Below are 19,533 nucleotides of genomic sequence, written 5' to 3'. Positions count from 1 at the left end.
GATTTATAAAGTGTTTATAGTTTTTCTAATGGCCACTAAATTACTCAATAAGCCTTCTAAATTGTCTAAATGCAACATGTTTGCACCATCACTTTTTGCATTTGCAGGATCAAAATGAGTTTCTATAAATAAACCATCTACATTATTTACAATTCCAGCTCGTGCAATAGTTTCTATCATATCTGGTCGTCCTCCAGTAACACCAACACTTTGGTTGGGTTGTTGTAAAGAGTGTGTAACATCTAAAACAGTAGGAGCATAGCTTCGCATTGTTGGTATGCCTCTAAAATCGACTATCATATCTTGGTAACCAAACATAGTTCCTCGGTCTGTTATCCAAGCTTTGTCGCTACCAGAATCTTTTACTTTTTGCACAGCGTGTTTCATGGCTTCTGGGCTCATAAACTGTCCTTTCTTTAAATTAACCACTTTACCTGTTTTTGCAGCAGCTACTACCAAATCGGTTTGGCGTACTAAAAAAGCAGGAATTTGCAACACATCTACATATTGTGCTGCTTTTGCAGCATCGCTAACTTCGTGAATGTCTGTAACGGTTGGGACATCAAATTTTTCGGATACTTTGGCAAGTATTTCTAATGCTTTTTCGTCTCCAATACCTGTAAAACTGTCTATTCTACTTCTGTTTGCCTTTTTAAAGCTGCCTTTAAATACATAAGGGATTTCTAGTTTATTGGTAATAGTAACCACTTTGTCGGCAATACGAAATGCCATTTCTTCACTTTCTATAGCACATGGTCCACATAAAAGGAAAAAATTATTAGAATTAGTATGTTTTATTTTAGGTATGTCTTGCAGTTGCATAAGTTGTAGTCTTAAATTTAAGGTACAAAGTTACTATTAAAAAACTACTTTTTGGCAAGCACTGCATTAGCGATAGAAGCGGCATCCTTTTTTTTGCTTCGGCTAATGGCAAAAAAAAGATATAGTGGATAGCGCGACGCTTTGTTGCTGAGTTAGTTACCATAATTAAAGCGCTTAAAATGGCTAGCAACAAAGGGGAATGCCCAAATAAAAATAAAATAGATATTTATCCATAAAAATTAAGTACCTTTGCACGCTTAAAATAAGGCACTAATAGAATGGGCAAAACAAAAAATATTGCAATTATTGCACACGTCGATCACGGAAAAACAACTTTGGTTGATAAAATTATGTATCACTGTCAACTGTTTCGTGAAAACGAAAATACAGGTGATTTAATTTTAGATAACAACGATTTGGAGCGTGAGAGAGGAATTACAATTACTTCTAAAAACGTTTCTGTAGTTTACAAGGATACTAAAATTAATATTATTGACACTCCTGGTCACGCGGATTTTGGAGGAGAAGTGGAGCGTGTATTAAACATGGCAGATGGTGTTTTACTTTTAGTAGATGCTTTTGAAGGTCCAATGCCACAAACGCGTTTTGTTTTACAAAAAGCAATTGATTTAGGTTTAAAACCTTGTGTGGTTATCAATAAGGTTGATAAAGAAAACTGTACTCCAGATGAGGTGCACGAAAAAGTGTTTGACTTAATGTTTGAGCTTGGTGCAGAGGAGTGGCAATTAGATTTCCCAACGGTTTATGGCTCTGCCAAAAACAATTGGATGAGTGACGATTGGAAAAAAGAAACAGAAAATATTGAGCCACTTTTAGATATGGTTATTGAGCATATTCCTGAGCCTAAAATTGAGGAAGGAACGACGCAAATGCTTATTACATCTTTAGATTTTTCTTCGTTTACTGGTCGTATTGCAATTGGTAGATTAACACGAGGTGGTTTAAAGGTAGGACAAAATATATCTTTAGTGAAAAGAGATGGTTCTATTGTTAAAAATAAAATTAAAGAGCTTCATACTTTTGAAGGTTTAGGCCGTTTAAAAGTAGAGCAAGTAGAAACAGGAGACATTTGTGCTATTGTTGGTTTAGAAGGTTTTGAAATTGGTGATACTGTTGCCGATTTTGAAAATCCTGAAGGCTTAAAAACAATTGCTATTGATGAGCCAACAATGAGTATGTTGTTTACTATTAACGATTCGCCTTTCTTTGGACAAGACGGAAAGTTTGTAACGTCTCGTCATATTAAAGATCGTTTAAATAAAGAGCTTGAAAAAAACTTAGCCTTACGTGTTGAGGAAACAGATAGTGCAGATAAATTTATGGTTTTTGGTCGTGGTGTCTTACACTTATCGGTTTTAATAGAAACTATGCGTCGCGAAGGTTACGAGCTTCAAATTGGACAACCACAAGTTATCATAAAAGAAATTGATGGTGTTAAATGTGAGCCAGTTGAGGAAATGACTATTGATTTGCCAGAAACAGTTTCTGGAAAAGCTATAGAAATGGTAACGATGCGTAAAGGAGAAATGTTAAGTATGGTGGCTAAAGGCGATCGTATGGTTTGTGAGTTTATAGTACCTTCTCGTGGTATTATTGGTTTACGTAACCAATTATTAACTGCTACTGCTGGTGAGGCTATTATGGCACACCGTTTTAAAGAATACCAACCGCTTAAAGGTGGAATTCCGGAACGTCAGAATGGATCTTTAGTGTCTATGGAAAAAGGTCAAGCAATACCTTATTCTATTGATAAATTACAAGATAGAGGTAAGTTTTTTGTAGATCCAGGTGAAGATATTTACGAAGGTCAGGTTATTGGAGAGAATTCTCGTGGTGATGATATGGCTGTTAACGTAACAAAAACTAAAAAGTTGAGTAACGTACGTAGTTCTGGAGCAGATGATAAAGCGAAGATAGTACCAGCTATTAAATTTAGTTTAGAGGAAGCTTTAGAATACATACAAAAAGATGAGTATGTTGAGGTTACTCCTAATTTCTTACGTTTGCGTAAAATTTATTTAACTGAAGTAGAGCGTAAACGTAACAAGAGTATTTAATTACAATACCCTTAGGTTGCCAAACGCAACATAAAGGGATTTACATATTTAAAAAAGGCATCCTGTTTAGGATGTCTTTTTTAATTTATACTCTTAAGGTTAATGCTATAGACTGTTTATTTCTAAAGCTAACAGTTGGAAATTTAAAGAACACCATTTGTAAATAATTTTTAAGTTAGATTAGCGTTACTGTAATTAGTCGTATTTCCTGCTAATTTTTCAATTTATTACAATAAAATTAGTAATTTGAGGCACTAATAAACCAAATCGCTAAGACTATTTTTTTAATTAAAACATATTCAGAAAATGAGCAACCTATTTGGGATGCTTTTATAGCTGAAGCTAAGAATAGCACGTTTTTATTTCAGCGTGATTTTATGGACTATCACAGCGATAGATTTAATGATTTTTCGCAAATGATTTATAAAAACAATAAGCTAATTGCTGTTTTACCTGCAAATAGAATAGGAAACACACTATATTCTCATCAAGGATTAACTTATGGAGGTTTAGTTTTACATTCTAAAACTAAGTTTAGAGAGGTTTTGGAGCTATTTAAAACCTTACTTAAAACGCTAAATGAACACTCTATAGAAACTATAGAACTAAAATTGTTACCTTCTATATATACAGCAGTGCCTAGCGAAGAACTTTTGTATATACTTTTTTTATTAGATGCTAAACCTACTAGAAGAGATGCGTTGGCAGTTATAAATTTAAACAGAAAACCTAAATACTCTAAGGATAGAGTAGAAGGCTATAAAAGAGGATTAAAAAATGGTTTAGTAGTAAAGGAAGTGGATCATTTCGATGAGTTTTGGACAACTATTCTAACCAAAAATTTACTAGAAAAACACCATGCAAATCCTGTGCATAGCCTGCAAGAAATACAGCTGCTAAAACAGAAATTCCCAAAAAACATCAGGCAGTTTAATGTGTATAAAAATGAAGAGATTGTGGCAGGAACTACAATTTTTGAAACTAAACATGTGGCGCACTCACAATATATTTCTGGTAATGAAGATAAAAATGCGCTTGGTAGCTTAGATTTTTTACATGTTCATTTAATAGATACTGTGTTTAAAGAAAAAAGCTATTTCGATTTTGGAATTTCTAACGAAAACCAAGGAAAGAATATTAACGAAGGATTACAATATTGGAAAGAAGGTTTTGGAGCGCGAACAGTAGTACAAGATTTTTATAGTATTACAACAAGTGATTATACTAATTTAAATTCTGTAATGCTATGATTAAATTTTTAGACTTACATAAAATAAACAAGCGTTTTGAGCCTGAATTTAAAGAGGTGTTTTCCGTTTTTCTAGATTCTGGTTATTATATATTAGGCAATCAGGTAGAACAATTTGAAACCGAATATGCAAACTATTGTGGTACCAAACATTGTGTTGGTGTTAGTAATGGTTTAGATGCTTTAATTTTAATTTTTAAAGCCTACATAAAATTAGGAAAACTAAGTGTTGGTGACGAAATTATTGTGCCAGCAAACACCTATATAGCCTCTATACTATCAATAATCCAAGCAGGTTTAATACCTGTATTAGTTGAACCCAATCCTGATACTTTTAATATAGAGAGTTCTACTATAAAAAAGCATTTAACCCATAAAACTAAGGCTGTTTTAGTAGTGCATTTGTATGGGCAATTAGCGAATATGGAATCTATAACAGCTTTAGCTAAAACAAACAATCTATTAGTTATAGAGGATGCTGCTCAAGCGCATGGAGCCGTAAATAGTAAAGGTATAAAAGCAGGTAATTTAAGTAATGCAGCAGCTTTTAGTTTCTATCCTTCAAAAAACTTGGGCGCTTTAGGAGATGCAGGTGCAATTACCACTAACGATTCGGAATTAAACAGTTTATTAAGGCAATTACGTAACTATGGTTCTTCTAAAAAATACGAAAATGAACATGTAGGTTTTAATAATAGATTGGACGAATTACAGGCTGCCTTATTAAACGTAAAATTACCAGTACTTGATAGCGATAACGAAAAAAGGAGAGAAATCGCAGTACGTTATTTATCTGAGATTAATAATCATAAAATACAAATGCCTTTTTACAGTGGTTTAAACGACCATGTGTTTCATGTATTTGTAGTTAGAGTTAACGATAGAAAGCACTTCGCAGACTATCTAAATACTAACGCAATTGGAACGTTAATTCACTATCCAAAACCACCACATCTACAACAAGCGCTAACTCAATTTAAGTCACTAAAACTGCCAATTACAGCACAAATACATGAGCAAATAATTAGCATTCCTATAAGTCCAGTTATGGAAAGCAATGAGGTAGATACAGTTATTAATGTATTAAACAGCTACTAATTGAAAGCATTTTTTAAATACATAAACAATAATGTGCTTATAAAATTGGCATCGTTAAACTCGGTGTCCATGCTAGTAAAAATCTTTACAGGCTTTTTAACATCTAAAGCAATTGCCATATTTATTGGGCCAGAAGGATTAGCGTTTATTGGCAATTTAAGAAATTTATTAAGCGCAGTACAATCCATATCTATTTTAGGACTTTATAACGGAGTTGTTAAATATATAGCGCAGTATAAAACAAACGTTGTTGGATTAACTAAAACAATTTCTACTGTTTTTTATTTAGGTGTTTTTTCAACCTCACTAATTTCTGTGTTTTGCTATTATAATGCAGATTATATTAATGGTCTTATTTTTCCTGTATATGATGATTATGCCTATGTTATTAGAATTATGGCATTAGCATTGCCATTTTATGCATTAAATATGTTGGCATTTTCCATTTTAAACGGATTCTCTAAATTTAAAACACTTATAATAATAAATATTGTAGGCCAAGTGTTTGGGACTCTTATTACGCTATTTTTAATTTGGCAAAATAGGATAGATGGAGCTTTAACTGCCATTGTAATTGTTGAGTCTTTACTGTTTTTAATAACAATTGTTTCTATATTAAATCAACGCAGTTTTTTACCTTATATTAAAGCAAGTGCTGTGAGTATAAACTTAGCAAAAAAGCTGAGCTCATACTCTATAATGGCATTATTTTCTGCTTTTATGTTACCTCTAGTTGCTGTATTTATTAGAAATTATTTAATAGATAATATAGGAATACAAGAAGCAGGTTTTTGGGAAGCTATGAATAGAATCTCTAAATACTATTTAATGTTTGTAAGCTCTTTACTAGCACTTTATATTTTGCCTAGATTCGCAGAAATTAATAATATTAAAGATTTTAGAGCAGAAGTTTTTAATTTTTACAAAACAATAATTCCGATTTTTGCAATAGGTTTAGTTGTCATTTATTTTTTAAGATCTTTTATTGTTAAAGTACTTTTTACTGAAGAATTTGAACCAGTTACAGACCTCTTTTTATGGCAACTTTTAGGCGATTTTATTAAAGTACTTTCTATTGTAATTGCTTATCAGTTTTTGGCTAAAAGAATGTTTTGGCACTATATTATTACAGAAGCATTTTCAGTCTTAATCTTATACGCAACAAGTGTGTTTTTTATAGACGAGTTTGGTGTAGAAGGAGCAACTATTGCTCACTTTGTGACTTATGTAATGTATTATGCTTTAATTTTATTTATTTTCAGTTCGTCGTTATTTGGGATTATTCCAGAGAGTGAAGATGCCGAAGATTTTAATTAAGCATTTTCCCAAACAGACACATAACGCTTAGCAATAGCAACATAATCGTGCTCTTTTTCTATAAATGCTCTGGCGTTTTTAGAGATATTAATAATGTTTTCAGGATTTAAAATCAACCATTCTAATTTTTTAAAAATGTCAACTTCATTAGGTAGCGCATTAATTGCTACAGTGTCTGCTTCAAGATTATAAAAATCTAACCATTCTTGCTCAGCTCCTGTAAACACTACTTTTCCTTTTGCCATAGCTTCTAAAGCATTGTAGCCTTGATCGTAGGCATAGACTTGGTCTAAAACAATGTGTGCGCTATTGTAAAGTTTTATATACTCTTTGTACTTTATGTCTGTAGTTACTATAATTTCAACCTTATCATTATATTTTTCTTTTAAGCTATGTAACGCTTTTTCAAAAAACACGTTACCTTTCTTTGTATAATTGGCACTATTTATACCATGGAAAATTATTATTTTTTCGTTTATAGATAAATCAACGTATTCTAATTTTTTATAATTAACAGGATTGGGTATAAGGCCTAAATAGTTTTTTTCGTTTTTTAATGGAATATGATAATCTAAATCAGAAGCGATTACACCATTACTATTTTCATGTAAAAATTTATGAAGTTTAAAATATGGCTCAGTATTATAAATTAATACATACTTAAACTCTTTTTCTAATGCTGGGTTTTCTAAATAAGGAGTTAAAACCGAATATCTAAATTTTTTGTCCAAAGCATATTTAACGCTTGTGTAATCCACACCACAAGACAACAGAACTATTTTTTTATTCTGTTGTTTTACTTTTTTTATTAATTTTATTTCTTGCTCTGGGCTACATTTTATTGCACGTTCATTAATTAATTGTACAACATCGTAATCCTTTAAAATAGGGAGTAGTTTTCTAAATCTATACGCATGCTCACGCTCAATACAGTTTATGTTTAGTAATTTATAGAGCACTAAATTTATAAACTTTAAAATAGGATACTTGGCTATTTTGGAGCCAATATGTATATCTACATCAAAATTTTTAAACCCGTCTTCAGTACCAATTAGCAAAACCTCATGTCCTTGTTCAACTAAGCCTTCTTTTAGCGAATTATGCAATCTGCTATATTCTCCTATTAATAAGATTTTCATTTACTATATTTGGTTTCTAATCTCTTTAGAATTGCAAAATAACAATAAAAAAATTTGTTTAGTGGTTTCCTCATTAGGAAAAGGAGGTGTTGAACGTTCAACAGCTTTAAATTCAATTATGTTAAGTGATTTAGGCTATAATGTTCATATTGTTACTGTATTAAATCACATAGAATATGATTTTAAGGGCACACTATTAAATTTAGGAGATCTAAGAGACAAAAATGGTCATGTTTTAAGTAGAAGGAAGCGTTTTAAAGTATTTAAAAAGTATTTAAAAACTCATAACTTTGATGTTATTATAGATCATCGTTCTAAACCAAATGCACTAAAAGAATTTTTAATTCAAAAACTAGTTTATAAAAACAGAAAGATAGTTAATGTTGTCCATAGTTATAAAACAGAACATTATTTACCAAAACAAAAATGGATTTACGATTTGTTTTTTGATACTTCAATAACTCATGTTACCGTAAGTAATGCTATACATACTAAGCTTAAAAATTTTTACAAATTAAGTAACGTGGTTACTATTTATAATGCTGTGGATATTGAATACAATGCAAAACAAGCAACAGAAAATATTGACATTGATTATAAGTATATTTTGTTCTACGGAAGACTAATAGACAAAGTAAAAAATATTTCACTTTTAATTGAAGCTTACAAACAATCAAAACTTAAAGATAATGCTATAAAATTAGTTATATTAGGTAATGGTGAAGATTTGCAGATGCTTAAAACAAAAGTAAATACATTAAAACTGCAAAATTTTATTGTGTTTTTGCCACATACACGCAACCCATTTCCATATATTAAAAACGCCAAATTTACAGTACTAACGAGTAGAAATGAAGGATTTCCGATGGTTTTGCCAGAAGCTTTAAGTTTAAGTACTCCTGTAGTGTCTGTAGATTGTGAGTCTGGACCAAATGAAATAATACAACACAAGTATAATGGTTTACTAGTAGAAAATCATAATGCTAAAATACTTTCCGAAGCTTTAAATAGTTTTATATTTGATAATAAATTATATGCTACTTGTAAACAAAATGCTGTAAGAAGTGTCCAAAGATTTTCAATGATACAAAGTGCTAAACAATGGAAAAATCTCATAGAAAGTATAGATTAAAATGAAAATAGAAGACGTTAAAATAATTGAAATACCTAAAATACATGATGTTAGAGGTAATATTGCTGTTATTGAAGATGCTACAATTCCATTTAAAATAAATAGAGTTTACTATTTATACGATGTACCAAGTGATGCATATAGAGGAGGGCATGCGCATAAAGTATTATATCAATTGCTTTTACCATTAAGTGGTAGTTTTGATGTGATTATAGACGATGGGAAAAACAAAAAAACAGTAACTTTAAATAAACCCAATAAAGGCTTATTAATTGTACCAGGAATTTGGCGCGAACTCGAAAATTTTTCGTCAGGAGCAGTGTGTTTAGTTTTAGCCTCAGAAGTTTTTGACGAAACCGATTACATACGCGAATATGACGAATTTAAAAAATCTAAACATTAAGATTTTTTTTATAAGCAGAGCACATAAACGAAATTTTATACAGCTGTAACAGATTGATAGATGGGTTTTTACTCATTAATTGGCGTTTAATTACAGCGCCTAAAACAGTGTGTGCCAAACTAAAAAACCAAACCAACCTTAAACGTTTTATTTTTAAAAAAAACTTTAGCAAATCATTACTGTTGTTCTCATTATAGGATTTGGAATTGTAAAAATGTAATAAAGTTAAAGCAGCCATTTCTTTCTTTTTTAAATACACTTCACTTTTTTCTATGCCTAAGTGATAAACAGTATTGTCAATATGTAGCACTTTTACTTTGTTTTGTTGTAGTAATGCACCAAAATAGGTGTCAAATCCATAGCCTTTAGTGTCTTCAATTTGTTGGTTTATAGTGTTAAAAACATCCTTTTTTATTAAATAATTTGCCGAAATTATAACCTTATAAGGGGTTTTGTTTCTTACTGCAGCTGGTACTTGTTCTTTAGTTTTACCATATTTCCAACGTAGCATAAACTCTTTTTTTGGAGCAGACTCGTAATATGCAAATCCTCCAAAAACAGCATCAAAATGTAATATTTTTGATTTTAAGTAATTGGATATAAACTCATTGGATTGCGGTAAAACATCTGCATCTAAAAATAGTAACCAATCATAGCGTGCAAGAGTCGCAAGTTGTTGTCTTGCTTTTACACGTCCTAAATTTTCTTTATTAATAATAAGCTTAGTAGAGCTAAAACCACTAACAGCATTAATAAATTTTTTGCTTCCATCCTCAAAAATTAGGATTTCAAATACAATTGCGTTGGTACTTAATTGTTTATGCAATTGAGCTACTAATGGCGATACATCGTAATTATATGTTGGAATTAATATAGAAATCATATAGTTATAGCTTCTTGTTAAATTTTTGAAACTAAATAAAATTTAAAAGAGGTATTTGATATTTAAATGCTCAAATTATCAATAAAATATTACATTCGTAGTAAATTATAAAAGAAAATTTACAACGACTAAGATAGTAAAGCTTTGATAAAGAAAATTTTAATTTATGGATGTGTTGCAGTTGTAATTACTGTGTTAGTTTTATTTTTTTTAACCCATTCGTTATACAAAACAACAGCTACAAATTATTCTTATAAACACGAGCAACTTCTAAATAATTATGCTTCTGCTGAAACTTTAGTTTTTGGAGATTCGCATGCATTTTATGGTTTAAACCCAGAATATTTAAAAACGAAAACATTTAATGCATCAAATAATTTTCAGCCTATTATTATAGATAAATTGTTATTTGATAAACACGTAGATAGTTTTCCGAAGTTAAAAAATATAATTTTAACTATTACTGAAGGGAATTTAAACGAAAGCTACTCCAACAATTTAAAAAACTTAAAATATTATTATGCAAACCAGATGGATTTGGAGTTTCCTGAATTATCGGCTTTCAACTTAAAAAAATACAGCTTAGTTTTCACAAAATCTATTAAGGCAAACTATAAATTTTATAAAAACTCAAAACAAAATAAGTCGTTAGTTACTGCATTGCCAAACGGATTTACAACGTTAAATACTTTAGAAGCTAGTGTGCCGAACTTAGAAGAATCTGCGAAAAGCAAATTAAGTAAAGTAAAAAAGGACTCTTTACAAATTAATAAAAACGTTAAACGCTTGCAGTCCATAATAGACAGTTGTAAAGCTAAACGCATACAAGTATATTTAGTGAGTTTTCCAATAAGTAAGCCTTATTTAAACGGCTTGGATGCTAAAAATTTAAAAACTATAGATAGTACATCAAAAGTGCTAGCAAAAGCCAATAGCAATGTAAATTATATTAATTTAATGCATAACGAATTTTTTGAAGCTTCGGATTTTTTTGACGCTAATCACTTAAACAAAAAAGGTGCAGAGAAATGCACAAAATTATTGAGTGAACTAATAGATTAAGCTTTACGCTGTACCACTTCAAAAATCTTATTATCATCACATTTTAAAGTCTTACTTGGGTATTTTAAAAGCAGTGCATAATCGTGCGTAGCCATTAAAATAGTATTGCCATTTTTGTTGATTTCTTGTAACACTTCCATAACTTCAACACTCGTTTGAGGATCTAAATTACCAGTAGGCTCATCTGCCAATATAAGTTCTGGGTCGTTAAGTAATGCACGTGCAATAGCAATACGTTGTTGTTCTCCTCCAGACAATTCGTGAGGGAATTTAAAACCTTTAGTTTTCATACCTACTTTATCTAAAACAGCCTCAACTTGTGCTTTCATTTTTTCTTTATCTTTCCAGCCTGTAGCTTTTAAAACAAACATTAAATTAGCATTAACTGTACGATCTGTAAGGAGTTTAAAATCCTGAAAAACAATACCTAGTTTTCGTCTTAAAAACGGAATGTCTTTTTCTTTTAACGTCTTTAAATCGAAATCTACAATATGGCCTTCGCCTTCATTAAGTTTTAAATCGCCATAAAGCATTTTCATAAAACTACTTTTACCAGAGCCCGTTTTTCCAATTAAATACACAAAATCTCCTTTGTTAACTTCTACATTTACGTTAGATAGTATTAAACTTTCTCCTTGAAAAATAGAAACATCTTTTAACTCTAGAACTGGTTGTGACATCGTTTTATATTATTTTTTTAAGCTGAAAACATTGCGTTTTAAAGCATATAGTTTAGAAACGACAAAGTAAACAATTAACGCGAAAAAAGGAAAGCTAAATCTCGAATTTGTACCATAAGCAACTAAAGCCTGCGAAATAGAGCCTGACAGTACAATACAAAGCAAAAATAAGTCTGAATCTAAAGGTTTTAATTTGTTTTTAAAAAAAGCGATTAGAGTTTTTAGTGCAAAAAAGATAAACAGTACATTAAAAATAACAACTACATGTCTTAAAATAAGCGTCCATAATACACTAATGCCTCCTCTAATTTTTGTGTTACTAAGTTTTTCTGCATTCCAATGTAAGCCTGGTGCATTCCAAAATAAATACCACGAATAAGCAACCTGTTTGATATATAATTCTGGATACTCTTTAAATAAATCTATGGAAATTTTCCCTAGTTTATTAGATAAATCTGGTGCATTCAACTTTGTTTTTTCTAACAACTCATCGTAAGCATACCATACAGACATTGGGTGTTTTTTTGGAGCATAGATTGCAATAGAGTCTCTATGTTTAACAAAAATATCTCTAATAAGTTTGTCTTTATCTGGTGCTTTATCAAAAAAAGAGGTTGCAGTTTGCGATAAATTAATACCAAAATAATAAGTATTGGTAAAGTAACCTATGTTTTTTTCGTTTAGGCTATTCCAAGCATAATAGCTTATAAAAGGAAGTATTAAAACGAGTGTGCTTTTTAAAATATACTTTAATTTAAAGTGCTTAACACTGTAAAATAAGAAGAAACCCAATGGGAAGTAAATAAAAAGAGGTCGTGTTAAATACATCCAACTTAAAATAAGCGAGAGAATAATATAATGTTTAATTGTAGTTTGTTTTTGTAACAACTGAAATTTTTCAATATACCAAAAACTTAAAATAACTAGAAAAATAGAAAGCGCTTCTGTTAACATAGAAAATTCAAAAAAGAGCACATGAAAAAACGATGTATATAGTGTTGCAATCCAAAACGATAAGTTAATCTGTTTGGATTTTATCTTACTAAAATCATAAACTAAATAGGTGCTTAAAACACCAAGTACTAACTGAAATAGTACAGTAATTTGTAAGTTGTTATTAGCAAGAGCAATTAATGCAGGAAAACCAGGAGTACGTTCTCCAGTATAATTTTCTAAGCTAAAACCAGAAAGGTAATTGGCTAAATCTATATAGTTTTCGCTATCAGGATATATGGTTACACCTTGGTAAATCACAAAAAGTATTAAGCGAATTAAAATAGCATAAAGCACTAAAACTTTAATACTATGTTGTGAAATAAAAGCGTTGAGTGTTCTTAACATTTTTAGCGATAGTGACTATATAGTTTTAGGAGATTAAAAGGTGTTTTTAGCACATCTAAAAAAGTGATTCTACTATCACCTTCGTCATGCCATTGTTTTAAAGGGATTTCTAAAATTTCTTCTTTACAAAAGTCAATTCCGTAAGTGTTTTTTGCGCGTGCAAAAAGCTCTACATCAAACAACCATTTGCTTTTAAAAGGTAGAGTAAACAACTCGTTTGCTAGCTTGCTTTCAAACAATTTCGCTCCACATTGCGTGTCGTAAATTTCTAATTTAAGTATAAAATCGTCTATAAATGTTGCAATCATTCGTCCAAAAACGTGCCTATAAGCTTTTCGTTGTATTGAAGCACCAAGTACTTTAACTCGCGATCCAATTACAATTTTTTTGTTTTTAGCAATTGCTATGCTTTGTATGCGTTGCATTTCTTCTAAAGGTGTAGATAAATCGGCATCTAAATACCCAATAAAATCGTAATTGGTGTTTAATTTTAAAACTGCAGTTCTAATTGCTTCGGCTTTACCTTTATTAGTGTTTAAATTAATAAAACTGGTGTTTTTTGCTTGGTGAATTAAGTGTTCTAAAACTTTTTGTGTGGCATCTGTACTGCCATCATTTACAAAGCACAAATCAAACACATCATTTTTATTTTGAAAATCAATAAACACCTGACGCTTTAGTCGGTGTTCTTCATTGTAACAAGGGATAATGATGCAAGTTTTAGACATGTAAGTGCTTTAAGTTAGAACACAAATACTATGGATTTCTAACACTTGTAAAAGTATTATTTAATAATGGATTAGCAAAACCAGAACTAAAACCCTTTACAATCATTTTTAACATTTAATAACTTAGTTCATAATTATAACAAAATTCTAACGTTATCATTTTAGGATTAAATTATATTTGATTTTTAATAAAAACGCGTTTAAATGACTTTAAAAAATAGCATTTCATTGTTTTTGGCCTTATGCTTTAGCATGCAGTTGATTGCGCAACAATCTACAACCTATACAAGTGATTTGGTCGATTATCAAAAAGCACTTACACTATATAATAACAGTCAATATCTTGCTGCACAATCTTTATTTAGTAAAATTAAAAAAGAAACTAAAGATCCTATTTTAAAAGGCGATTGCACGTATTACATTGCTAATAGTGCTGTACGTTTAAATCAAAAAAATGCAGACCAACTTATTGAAGCATTTGTAGAAGAGTACCCAACAAGTACAAAAAAGAATTCTGCATTTACAGATGTAGCTGACTACTATTTTGAAAACGGAAAATATGCCTATGCTCAAAAATGGTATGCAAAAGTAGATGAAGCTGCATTAGCAAGAACAGAACGTGAAAAATTTTATTTTAATAATGGGTATGCTTCATTCACCACCAAAAATTATAAAGTAGCTAAAGACTATTTATCTCGTGTAGAAAACTCCAATAAATATGGCTCGCAAGCTAAGTATTATATAGGTTTTATGGCTTATGAAGGCGATGATTACGATCAAGCAAACACCTATTTTGACCAAGTTGGTGACGACGATAAATACAAAGAAAAACTCTCGTATTATCAAGCAGATTTAAATTTTAAATTAGGCAAGTTTGAAAAAGCTATAGAACTCGCAACAGCACAATTACAAAATAGTGATAAAAACGAAATCTCTCAACTCAACAAAATTATAGGCGAAAGCCATTTTAATTTAGAGCACTATGCAGAGGCTATTCCGTTTTTAAAAGCCTACGAAGGCACAAAAGGCAAATGGAATAACACAGATTACTACCAATTAGGCTATGCATATTACAAACAAAAAGACTACGAAAACGCTATTTCAGAATTTAATAAAATAATAGAGGGTAAAGATAGCGTAGCTCAAAATGCATATTATCATTTAGGCGAAAGTTATGTAAGTGTTAACAAAAAACAAGAAGCTTTAAATGCGTTTAGAAACGCTTCTCAAATGGATTTTGACTTAAAAATCCAAGAAGATGCTTGGCTAAATTATGCGAAAGTAAGTTACGAGATTGGGAATCCTTACCAGTCTGTTCCACAAGTATTGTCGGATTATTTAAGTAAATACCCAAACACTAAATACAAAGAAGATATCGAGATTTTACTCATAGATTCTTACATTACATCCAAAAACTACAAAGACGCTTTAGTATTATTAAAAGGAAAAAATAGCTTTGAAAGTAAAGTGGCTTACCAAAAAGTAGCATTTTATAGAGGTTTAGAACTATATAATGAAAACAATTACCAAGAAGCTTTACAATTATTCAACGCCTCGTTAAAAGAACAACAAAACGAAACTTACACAGCTAGAGCAACGTTTTGGAAAGCAGAAACCGATTATAATTTAACTAATTACGACGATGCTTTAATTGGGTTTAAACAGTTTGATGGCATGAATATCACTTCGCCAGAAAAACAAAATATAGACTACAATATTGCTTATACTTATTTTAAGAAAAAGGACTATAGCCAAGCAACAACTTATTTTAATCAATTTATAACGAGCAATCAAGAAGATAAAGTAAGATTAAACGATGCTTATTTAAGACTTGGAGACGCGTATTTTGTGTCTAGTAATTATACACAAGCTATTGAAGCTTACGATAAAGCGATCCAAGTAGGTAAAGTAGAAGCAGATTATGCAAGCTTCCAAAAAGCAATGAGTAGAGGTTTTTTAGGTCAAAAAGACACTAAAATTAACGCATTAGTATCCTTTTTACAGCAGTACCCAAAATCCAAATTACGCGACGATGCGATGTACGATTTAGGAAATGAGTACACCAAAAGCAATGCAAACGATAAAGCCATGCAAGTGTATGAGCGTTTAGCTACAGAATATCCAACAAGTATTTTTGTTCCAAAAGCCATGTTACGTCAAGGTTTAGTGTACTATAACGCTAGACAAAATGAGCAAGCACTAACTAAACTTAAAAAAGTAGCTTCGGATTTTCCTGGTACTCCAGAAGCCAATCAAGCAGTAGCAACAGCACGATTAATTTTTATAGATTTAGGTAGAGTAGATGATTATGCAACTTGGGTAAACACCTTAGATTACGTAGAGGTTACAGATGCAGATTTGGATAATGCGACTTACGAATCTGCCGAAAAACAATATTTAGACAACAATACCAATAAAGCCATTAAGCAATTTAATAGCTATTTAAATCAGTTTCCAAATGGATTGCATGCCTTGCAATCTCATTTTTATTTAGCACAACTGTATTTTAAAAAAGAATTAAAAGAGAATGCAACTCCTCATTATGAGTATGTTACTAACGCATCGCAAAGCGAATTTACAGAAGAAGCCTTACTGCGTTTATCACAAATTTATCTGGACAGTAAAAGTTGGTCTAGTGCAATTCCGCAGTTAAAACGATTTGAAAACGAAGCAAGTTTTCCGCAAAACATCGTGTTTGCACAATCTAATATCATGAATGCGGAATACCAATTAGAAAACTACAATAATGCTGTGGCTTACGCCGAAAAAGTTCTACTAAATTCAAATTTAGATAATAAAATTAAAAGCGATGCTCATGTTATTATAGCACGTTCTGCAATAAAAACTAATGATGAAGCTAAAGCAAGACAAGCCTATGCGCAAGTAGAAACAACTGCAACAGGAATTACTGCAGCAGAAGCGTTGTATTATAATGCCTATTTTAAACATAAAGACAGCAATTTTGCAAGTTCAAATACAACCTTACAAAAACTAGTAAAAGACTATTCTACTTACAAATATTACGTTGCAAAAGGATTAGTGGTAATGGCTAAAAACTTTTATGCTTTAGACGATGCTTTTCAAGCCACATATATTTTAGAAAATGTATTAAAAAACTCTAAAGAATACGACGATGTTATTGAAGAGGCACAAGCAGAACTCAATAAAATAAAAACAGAACAAGCAAAAACAAACGCTTCAATTATACCAGAAGATTAATTTAATTATGAATAGAAAAGCAATTATAACAGTACTTAGCGGAATATTATTATGTATTTCCTGTAATAATAATGAGGATTCACCTAGCGAGGAAGAGAACGTTTTTTTAGGCTGTTGCTCAGTAGATCCAGTGTTTGGAGATAATGTTAATAATTTAGACGAATCAGAAGGTGAAATAAAAGTGTACAACATCTTAACTGCTAATAATGATGGTTTTAACGATAAGTTTTCAATAGAAAATATTCAACTCTATGCCAACCACACTGTAAGTATTTTTTACGAAGATAATTTGGTGTATTCCAGTTCCAATTATGGTGAATCCAATAATTTTTTTCCAGTAATTATAGATAATAATTTTGATGATTTAGCTGAAGGAACTTACAAATACAAAATTGTTGTAGAAAATGAAGACACGTATTTAAAGTCAGGAACATTCTGTTTAGTTAAAGGACTTCAGCCTGAAGGTGTTAGTTTTGCAGATTGTGAAAATTCTAATGGATATGATCCTGCTTTAAACGGCTTATAAAATAATTAAAGATTAAATAAACACATAAACTTTATGTTTAATAAAAGAAATCAATGCATAGTATTGTGTTTAGTATTAATTACAACCGTAATTTTTGCTCAAGAACGCGAACAGGATACCATTAAAACAGATGTTATTAATGTTATAAAACCTTATGAGCCAACAATTTCTGATGCTTTTAAGGTGAAGGAAACACCTAATTTAAACGATGAGGAAACCACGACTAAAAAAGAAATACACTATAATATATTTTCTTTTCCTGTAGCCTCAACCTTTACTCCAGCAAAAGGAAAAGCTGCAGTAGTGGATAAAGCCGAAAAAGTTAAACTGTATAACCATTACGCAACTTTAGGTGTTGGAACTTATACCACTGTTTTAGGCGAAGTCTATTTAAATCACGAAATTTCTAACAACGAAAATATTGGTGCTTATGTAAGCCATCATTCTTCTGGTGGAGGAATTGAAGACGTACTTTTAAACGACGATTTTATAGATTCTAAAATCAATTTAAATTACTCCAAAAAATTACGCGATTTATCTTGGAATGCCGAAGGTGGTTTTGCCTTTCAAAAATTTAATTGGTATGGTTTGCCACAGGCTACATTTGATCAAACCACTGCAGATACTTTAAATGTCGCACATAATTTTACTACAGCACACATTGGTGGAGATGTTAAATTTGAAGATGGTGTTGTAAATGCTGCCGAAATTTTATTCAGACGCTTTGGAGACAACCAAAACTCTGGAGAAAACAGGTTTAAAGCTAAAGGCGTATTTACTGTTCCTGTTTTGGAAGAAGGTGTTAAAACTGCATTAAGTCTCGATTATTTAGGAGGTAGTTTCGATAGAAATTATAGCACTACAGACGCCATTAATTATGGAAATTTTATAGTAGGATTGTCACCTTCATTTCAATTAACTCAAGAAGATTTAACCGTTGATTTAGGTTTTACTGTAAATTACTTAAATAATACCGAGGCAAGTGAAAGTAAGCTATATATCTACCCGAATTTCAATGCCTCTTACAGGTTAGTAGATGATGTTTTAATTGCATTTGGAGGTGTAACAGGAGAATTAATCCAGAATTCCTACTACGATTTTGCACAACTCAATCCCTTTGTGTCACCAACGTTATTTATAATTCCAACAGACCAGCAATACAACGCTTTTGCAGGTTTAAAAGGGAAGTTGTCTAATACTATGAGCTACGCTGTAAACGCACGTTACGTTTCAGAAAAAAACAAAGCACTATACCAAAATAACTTAGTGCCTTATGGTTTTAATGCTTCCGAAGATTACCAATACGGAAACTCGTTTGGATTAGTTTACGATAATGTAACAACCCTTAGTTTTGCAGGTGAATTGAGTGTAGATATGAACAGAAATTTCACCTTAGGAGTTAAAGTAGAATACTTTGCTTACAATACAGACTCGCAAGCCGAAGCTTGGAATTTACCAGAAATTAAAGGGTCTTTATTTATGGATTACCAAATTAACGACCAATGGTTTACAGGAGCAAATTTATTTTACGTTGGCGAACGTAAAGACTTAGCAGGATTTAATGATATTGGAAATCCAGCCTTTCCTTCTTTTTTAAACCCAACAAGTGTAGTGACTTTAGAGAGTTATTTCGATGCTAATGCTCATGTTGGCTACCATATAAACGATCGTTTTTCAGTATTTGTTAAAGCGAACAATATTATTGGAGAAAACTACGAGAAATGGCAAAACACACCAGTTCAAGGCATTCAGTTTTTAGCAGGAGCGACGTATAAGTTTGATTTCTAGTTCACAAATAAATAGGAATCTTTAATTATAATCTATTTTAAACTTTCATATTAATAATTATAGCCTCA

General features: G+C 31.0%; 16 protein-coding genes. 10 read left to right on the top strand and 6 right to left on the bottom strand.

Going from position 1 to position 19,533, the window contains the following annotated elements; all coding sequences use genetic code 11:
• Positions 1-3 precede the first annotated feature (3 nt).
• The gene (gene kdsA / locus ACVC5O_RS02280; protein ID WP_452219847.1) at positions 4-822 is read right to left on the bottom strand and encodes a 3-deoxy-8-phosphooctulonate synthase; all 819 of its coding nucleotides are present in this window, start codon (positions 820-822) and stop codon (positions 4-6) included.
• Between the two features lie 278 nt (positions 823-1,100).
• On the opposite strand from kdsA, the gene typA reads away from it, so the two are divergent.
• The 4 genes from typA (at position 1,101) to ACVC5O_RS02260 (ending at position 6,564) form a co-directional block, all read left to right on the top strand.
• On the top strand, positions 1,101-2,900 hold the full coding sequence (gene typA, locus ACVC5O_RS02275) for a translational GTPase TypA (protein WP_452219846.1): 1,800 nt from the start codon (positions 1,101-1,103) through the stop codon (positions 2,898-2,900).
• A gap of 377 nt (positions 2,901-3,277) precedes the next feature.
• Positions 3,278-4,150, top strand: coding sequence for a GNAT family N-acetyltransferase (locus tag ACVC5O_RS02270; RefSeq protein WP_452219845.1), 873 nt, complete (start codon positions 3,278-3,280; stop codon positions 4,148-4,150).
• On the top strand, positions 4,147-5,247 hold the full coding sequence (locus ACVC5O_RS02265) for a DegT/DnrJ/EryC1/StrS family aminotransferase (protein ID WP_452219844.1): 1,101 nt from the start codon (positions 4,147-4,149) through the stop codon (positions 5,245-5,247). Before ACVC5O_RS02270 ends, ACVC5O_RS02265 begins: the two co-directional genes overlap by 4 nt.
• Positions 5,248-5,316: 69 nt before the next feature.
• Positions 5,317-6,564 carry an O-antigen translocase gene (locus ACVC5O_RS02260; RefSeq protein ID WP_452219843.1) on the top strand — a complete coding sequence of 416 codons (1,248 nt, stop codon included), beginning with the start codon at positions 5,317-5,319 and terminating at the stop codon, positions 6,562-6,564.
• Here ACVC5O_RS02260 and ACVC5O_RS02255 read toward each other — a convergent pair.
• A complete protein-coding gene (locus ACVC5O_RS02255) occupies positions 6,561-7,703 on the bottom strand; it encodes a glycosyltransferase (RefSeq protein WP_452219842.1) in 1,143 nt (380 codons plus the stop codon). The genes ACVC5O_RS02260 and ACVC5O_RS02255 overlap by 4 nt on opposite strands.
• A 61-nt stretch (positions 7,704-7,764) precedes the next feature.
• On the opposite strand from ACVC5O_RS02255, the gene ACVC5O_RS02250 reads away from it, so the two are divergent.
• Positions 7,765-8,835 carry a glycosyltransferase gene (locus tag ACVC5O_RS02250; RefSeq protein WP_452219841.1) on the top strand — a complete coding sequence of 357 codons (1,071 nt, stop codon included), beginning with the start codon at positions 7,765-7,767 and terminating at the stop codon, positions 8,833-8,835.
• Position 8,836: 1 nt separating this feature from the next.
• Complete coding sequence (locus tag ACVC5O_RS02245; protein ID WP_452219840.1) at positions 8,837-9,238, top strand: sugar 3,4-ketoisomerase; 402 nt, start codon at positions 8,837-8,839, stop codon at positions 9,236-9,238.
• Here ACVC5O_RS02245 and ACVC5O_RS02240 read toward each other — a convergent pair.
• Complete coding sequence (locus ACVC5O_RS02240; protein ID WP_452219839.1) at positions 9,228-10,121, bottom strand: glycosyltransferase family 2 protein; 894 nt, start codon at positions 10,119-10,121, stop codon at positions 9,228-9,230. The genes ACVC5O_RS02245 and ACVC5O_RS02240 overlap by 11 nt on opposite strands.
• Before the next feature lie 144 nt (positions 10,122-10,265).
• Between ACVC5O_RS02240 and ACVC5O_RS02235 the strand changes: the two genes are divergently transcribed.
• A complete protein-coding gene (locus ACVC5O_RS02235; RefSeq protein WP_452219838.1) occupies positions 10,266-11,183 on the top strand; it encodes a hypothetical protein in 918 nt (305 codons plus the stop codon).
• Here ACVC5O_RS02235 and ACVC5O_RS02230 read toward each other — a convergent pair.
• The 3 genes from ACVC5O_RS02230 to ACVC5O_RS02220 are packed head-to-tail and all read right to left on the bottom strand — an operon-like array spanning position 11,180 to position 13,932.
• On the bottom strand, positions 11,180-11,863 hold the full coding sequence (locus ACVC5O_RS02230) for a cell division ATP-binding protein FtsE (protein WP_452219837.1): 684 nt from the start codon (positions 11,861-11,863) through the stop codon (positions 11,180-11,182). The two genes, ACVC5O_RS02235 and ACVC5O_RS02230, sit on opposite strands and share 4 nt — an antisense overlap.
• 9 nt (positions 11,864-11,872) lie before the next feature.
• Positions 11,873-13,204, bottom strand: a complete 1,332-nt coding sequence (locus tag ACVC5O_RS02225; RefSeq protein ID WP_452219836.1) for a hypothetical protein — start codon at positions 13,202-13,204, stop codon at positions 11,873-11,875.
• Between the two features lie 2 nt (positions 13,205-13,206).
• Positions 13,207-13,932 carry a glycosyltransferase gene (locus tag ACVC5O_RS02220; RefSeq protein ID WP_452219835.1) on the bottom strand — a complete coding sequence of 242 codons (726 nt, stop codon included), beginning with the start codon at positions 13,930-13,932 and terminating at the stop codon, positions 13,207-13,209.
• A 204-nt stretch (positions 13,933-14,136) separates the two neighbouring features.
• On the opposite strand from ACVC5O_RS02220, the gene ACVC5O_RS02215 reads away from it, so the two are divergent.
• From ACVC5O_RS02215 to ACVC5O_RS02205, 3 genes are read left to right on the top strand one after another with little or no spacing between them, the layout of a single operon-like run.
• A complete protein-coding gene (locus ACVC5O_RS02215) occupies positions 14,137-17,151 on the top strand; it encodes a tetratricopeptide repeat protein (RefSeq protein ID WP_452219834.1) in 3,015 nt (1,004 codons plus the stop codon).
• 7 nt (positions 17,152-17,158) lie between these two features.
• Positions 17,159-17,677, top strand: coding sequence for a T9SS type B sorting domain-containing protein (locus ACVC5O_RS02210; RefSeq protein WP_452219833.1), 519 nt, complete (start codon positions 17,159-17,161; stop codon positions 17,675-17,677).
• A 33-nt stretch (positions 17,678-17,710) separates the two neighbouring features.
• On the top strand, positions 17,711-19,465 hold the full coding sequence (locus tag ACVC5O_RS02205) for a TonB-dependent receptor (protein ID WP_452219832.1): 1,755 nt from the start codon (positions 17,711-17,713) through the stop codon (positions 19,463-19,465).
• Positions 19,466-19,533 lie beyond the last annotated feature (68 nt).

Source organism: Lacinutrix salivirga (genome assembly GCF_053604675.1).
Note: the sequence above shows the minus strand (reverse complement) of the source record. Positions and strands in the feature narration are given on the sequence as shown.

Coding starts and splice junctions, on each gene's coding strand:
- ACVC5O_RS02210 (WP_452219833.1), top strand. CDS start 17,159: ATGAATAGAAAAGCAATTATAACAGTACTTAGCGGAATATTATTATGT.
- kdsA (WP_452219847.1), bottom strand. CDS start 822: ATGCAACTGCAAGACATACCTAAAATAAAACATACTAATTCTAATAAT.
- ACVC5O_RS02255 (WP_452219842.1), bottom strand. CDS start 7,703: ATGAAAATCTTATTAATAGGAGAATATAGCAGATTGCATAATTCGCTA.
- ACVC5O_RS02230 (WP_452219837.1), bottom strand. CDS start 11,863: ATGTCACAACCAGTTCTAGAGTTAAAAGATGTTTCTATTTTTCAAGGA.
- ACVC5O_RS02270 (WP_452219845.1), top strand. CDS start 3,278: ATGGACTATCACAGCGATAGATTTAATGATTTTTCGCAAATGATTTAT.
- ACVC5O_RS02220 (WP_452219835.1), bottom strand. CDS start 13,932: ATGTCTAAAACTTGCATCATTATCCCTTGTTACAATGAAGAACACCGA.
- ACVC5O_RS02225 (WP_452219836.1), bottom strand. CDS start 13,204: ATGTTAAGAACACTCAACGCTTTTATTTCACAACATAGTATTAAAGTT.
- ACVC5O_RS02240 (WP_452219839.1), bottom strand. CDS start 10,121: ATGATTTCTATATTAATTCCAACATATAATTACGATGTATCGCCATTA.
- typA (WP_452219846.1), top strand. CDS start 1,101: ATGGGCAAAACAAAAAATATTGCAATTATTGCACACGTCGATCACGGA.
- ACVC5O_RS02265 (WP_452219844.1), top strand. CDS start 4,147: ATGATTAAATTTTTAGACTTACATAAAATAAACAAGCGTTTTGAGCCT.
- ACVC5O_RS02260 (WP_452219843.1), top strand. CDS start 5,317: ATGCTAGTAAAAATCTTTACAGGCTTTTTAACATCTAAAGCAATTGCC.
- ACVC5O_RS02205 (WP_452219832.1), top strand. CDS start 17,711: ATGTTTAATAAAAGAAATCAATGCATAGTATTGTGTTTAGTATTAATT.
- ACVC5O_RS02245 (WP_452219840.1), top strand. CDS start 8,837: ATGAAAATAGAAGACGTTAAAATAATTGAAATACCTAAAATACATGAT.
- ACVC5O_RS02215 (WP_452219834.1), top strand. CDS start 14,137: ATGACTTTAAAAAATAGCATTTCATTGTTTTTGGCCTTATGCTTTAGC.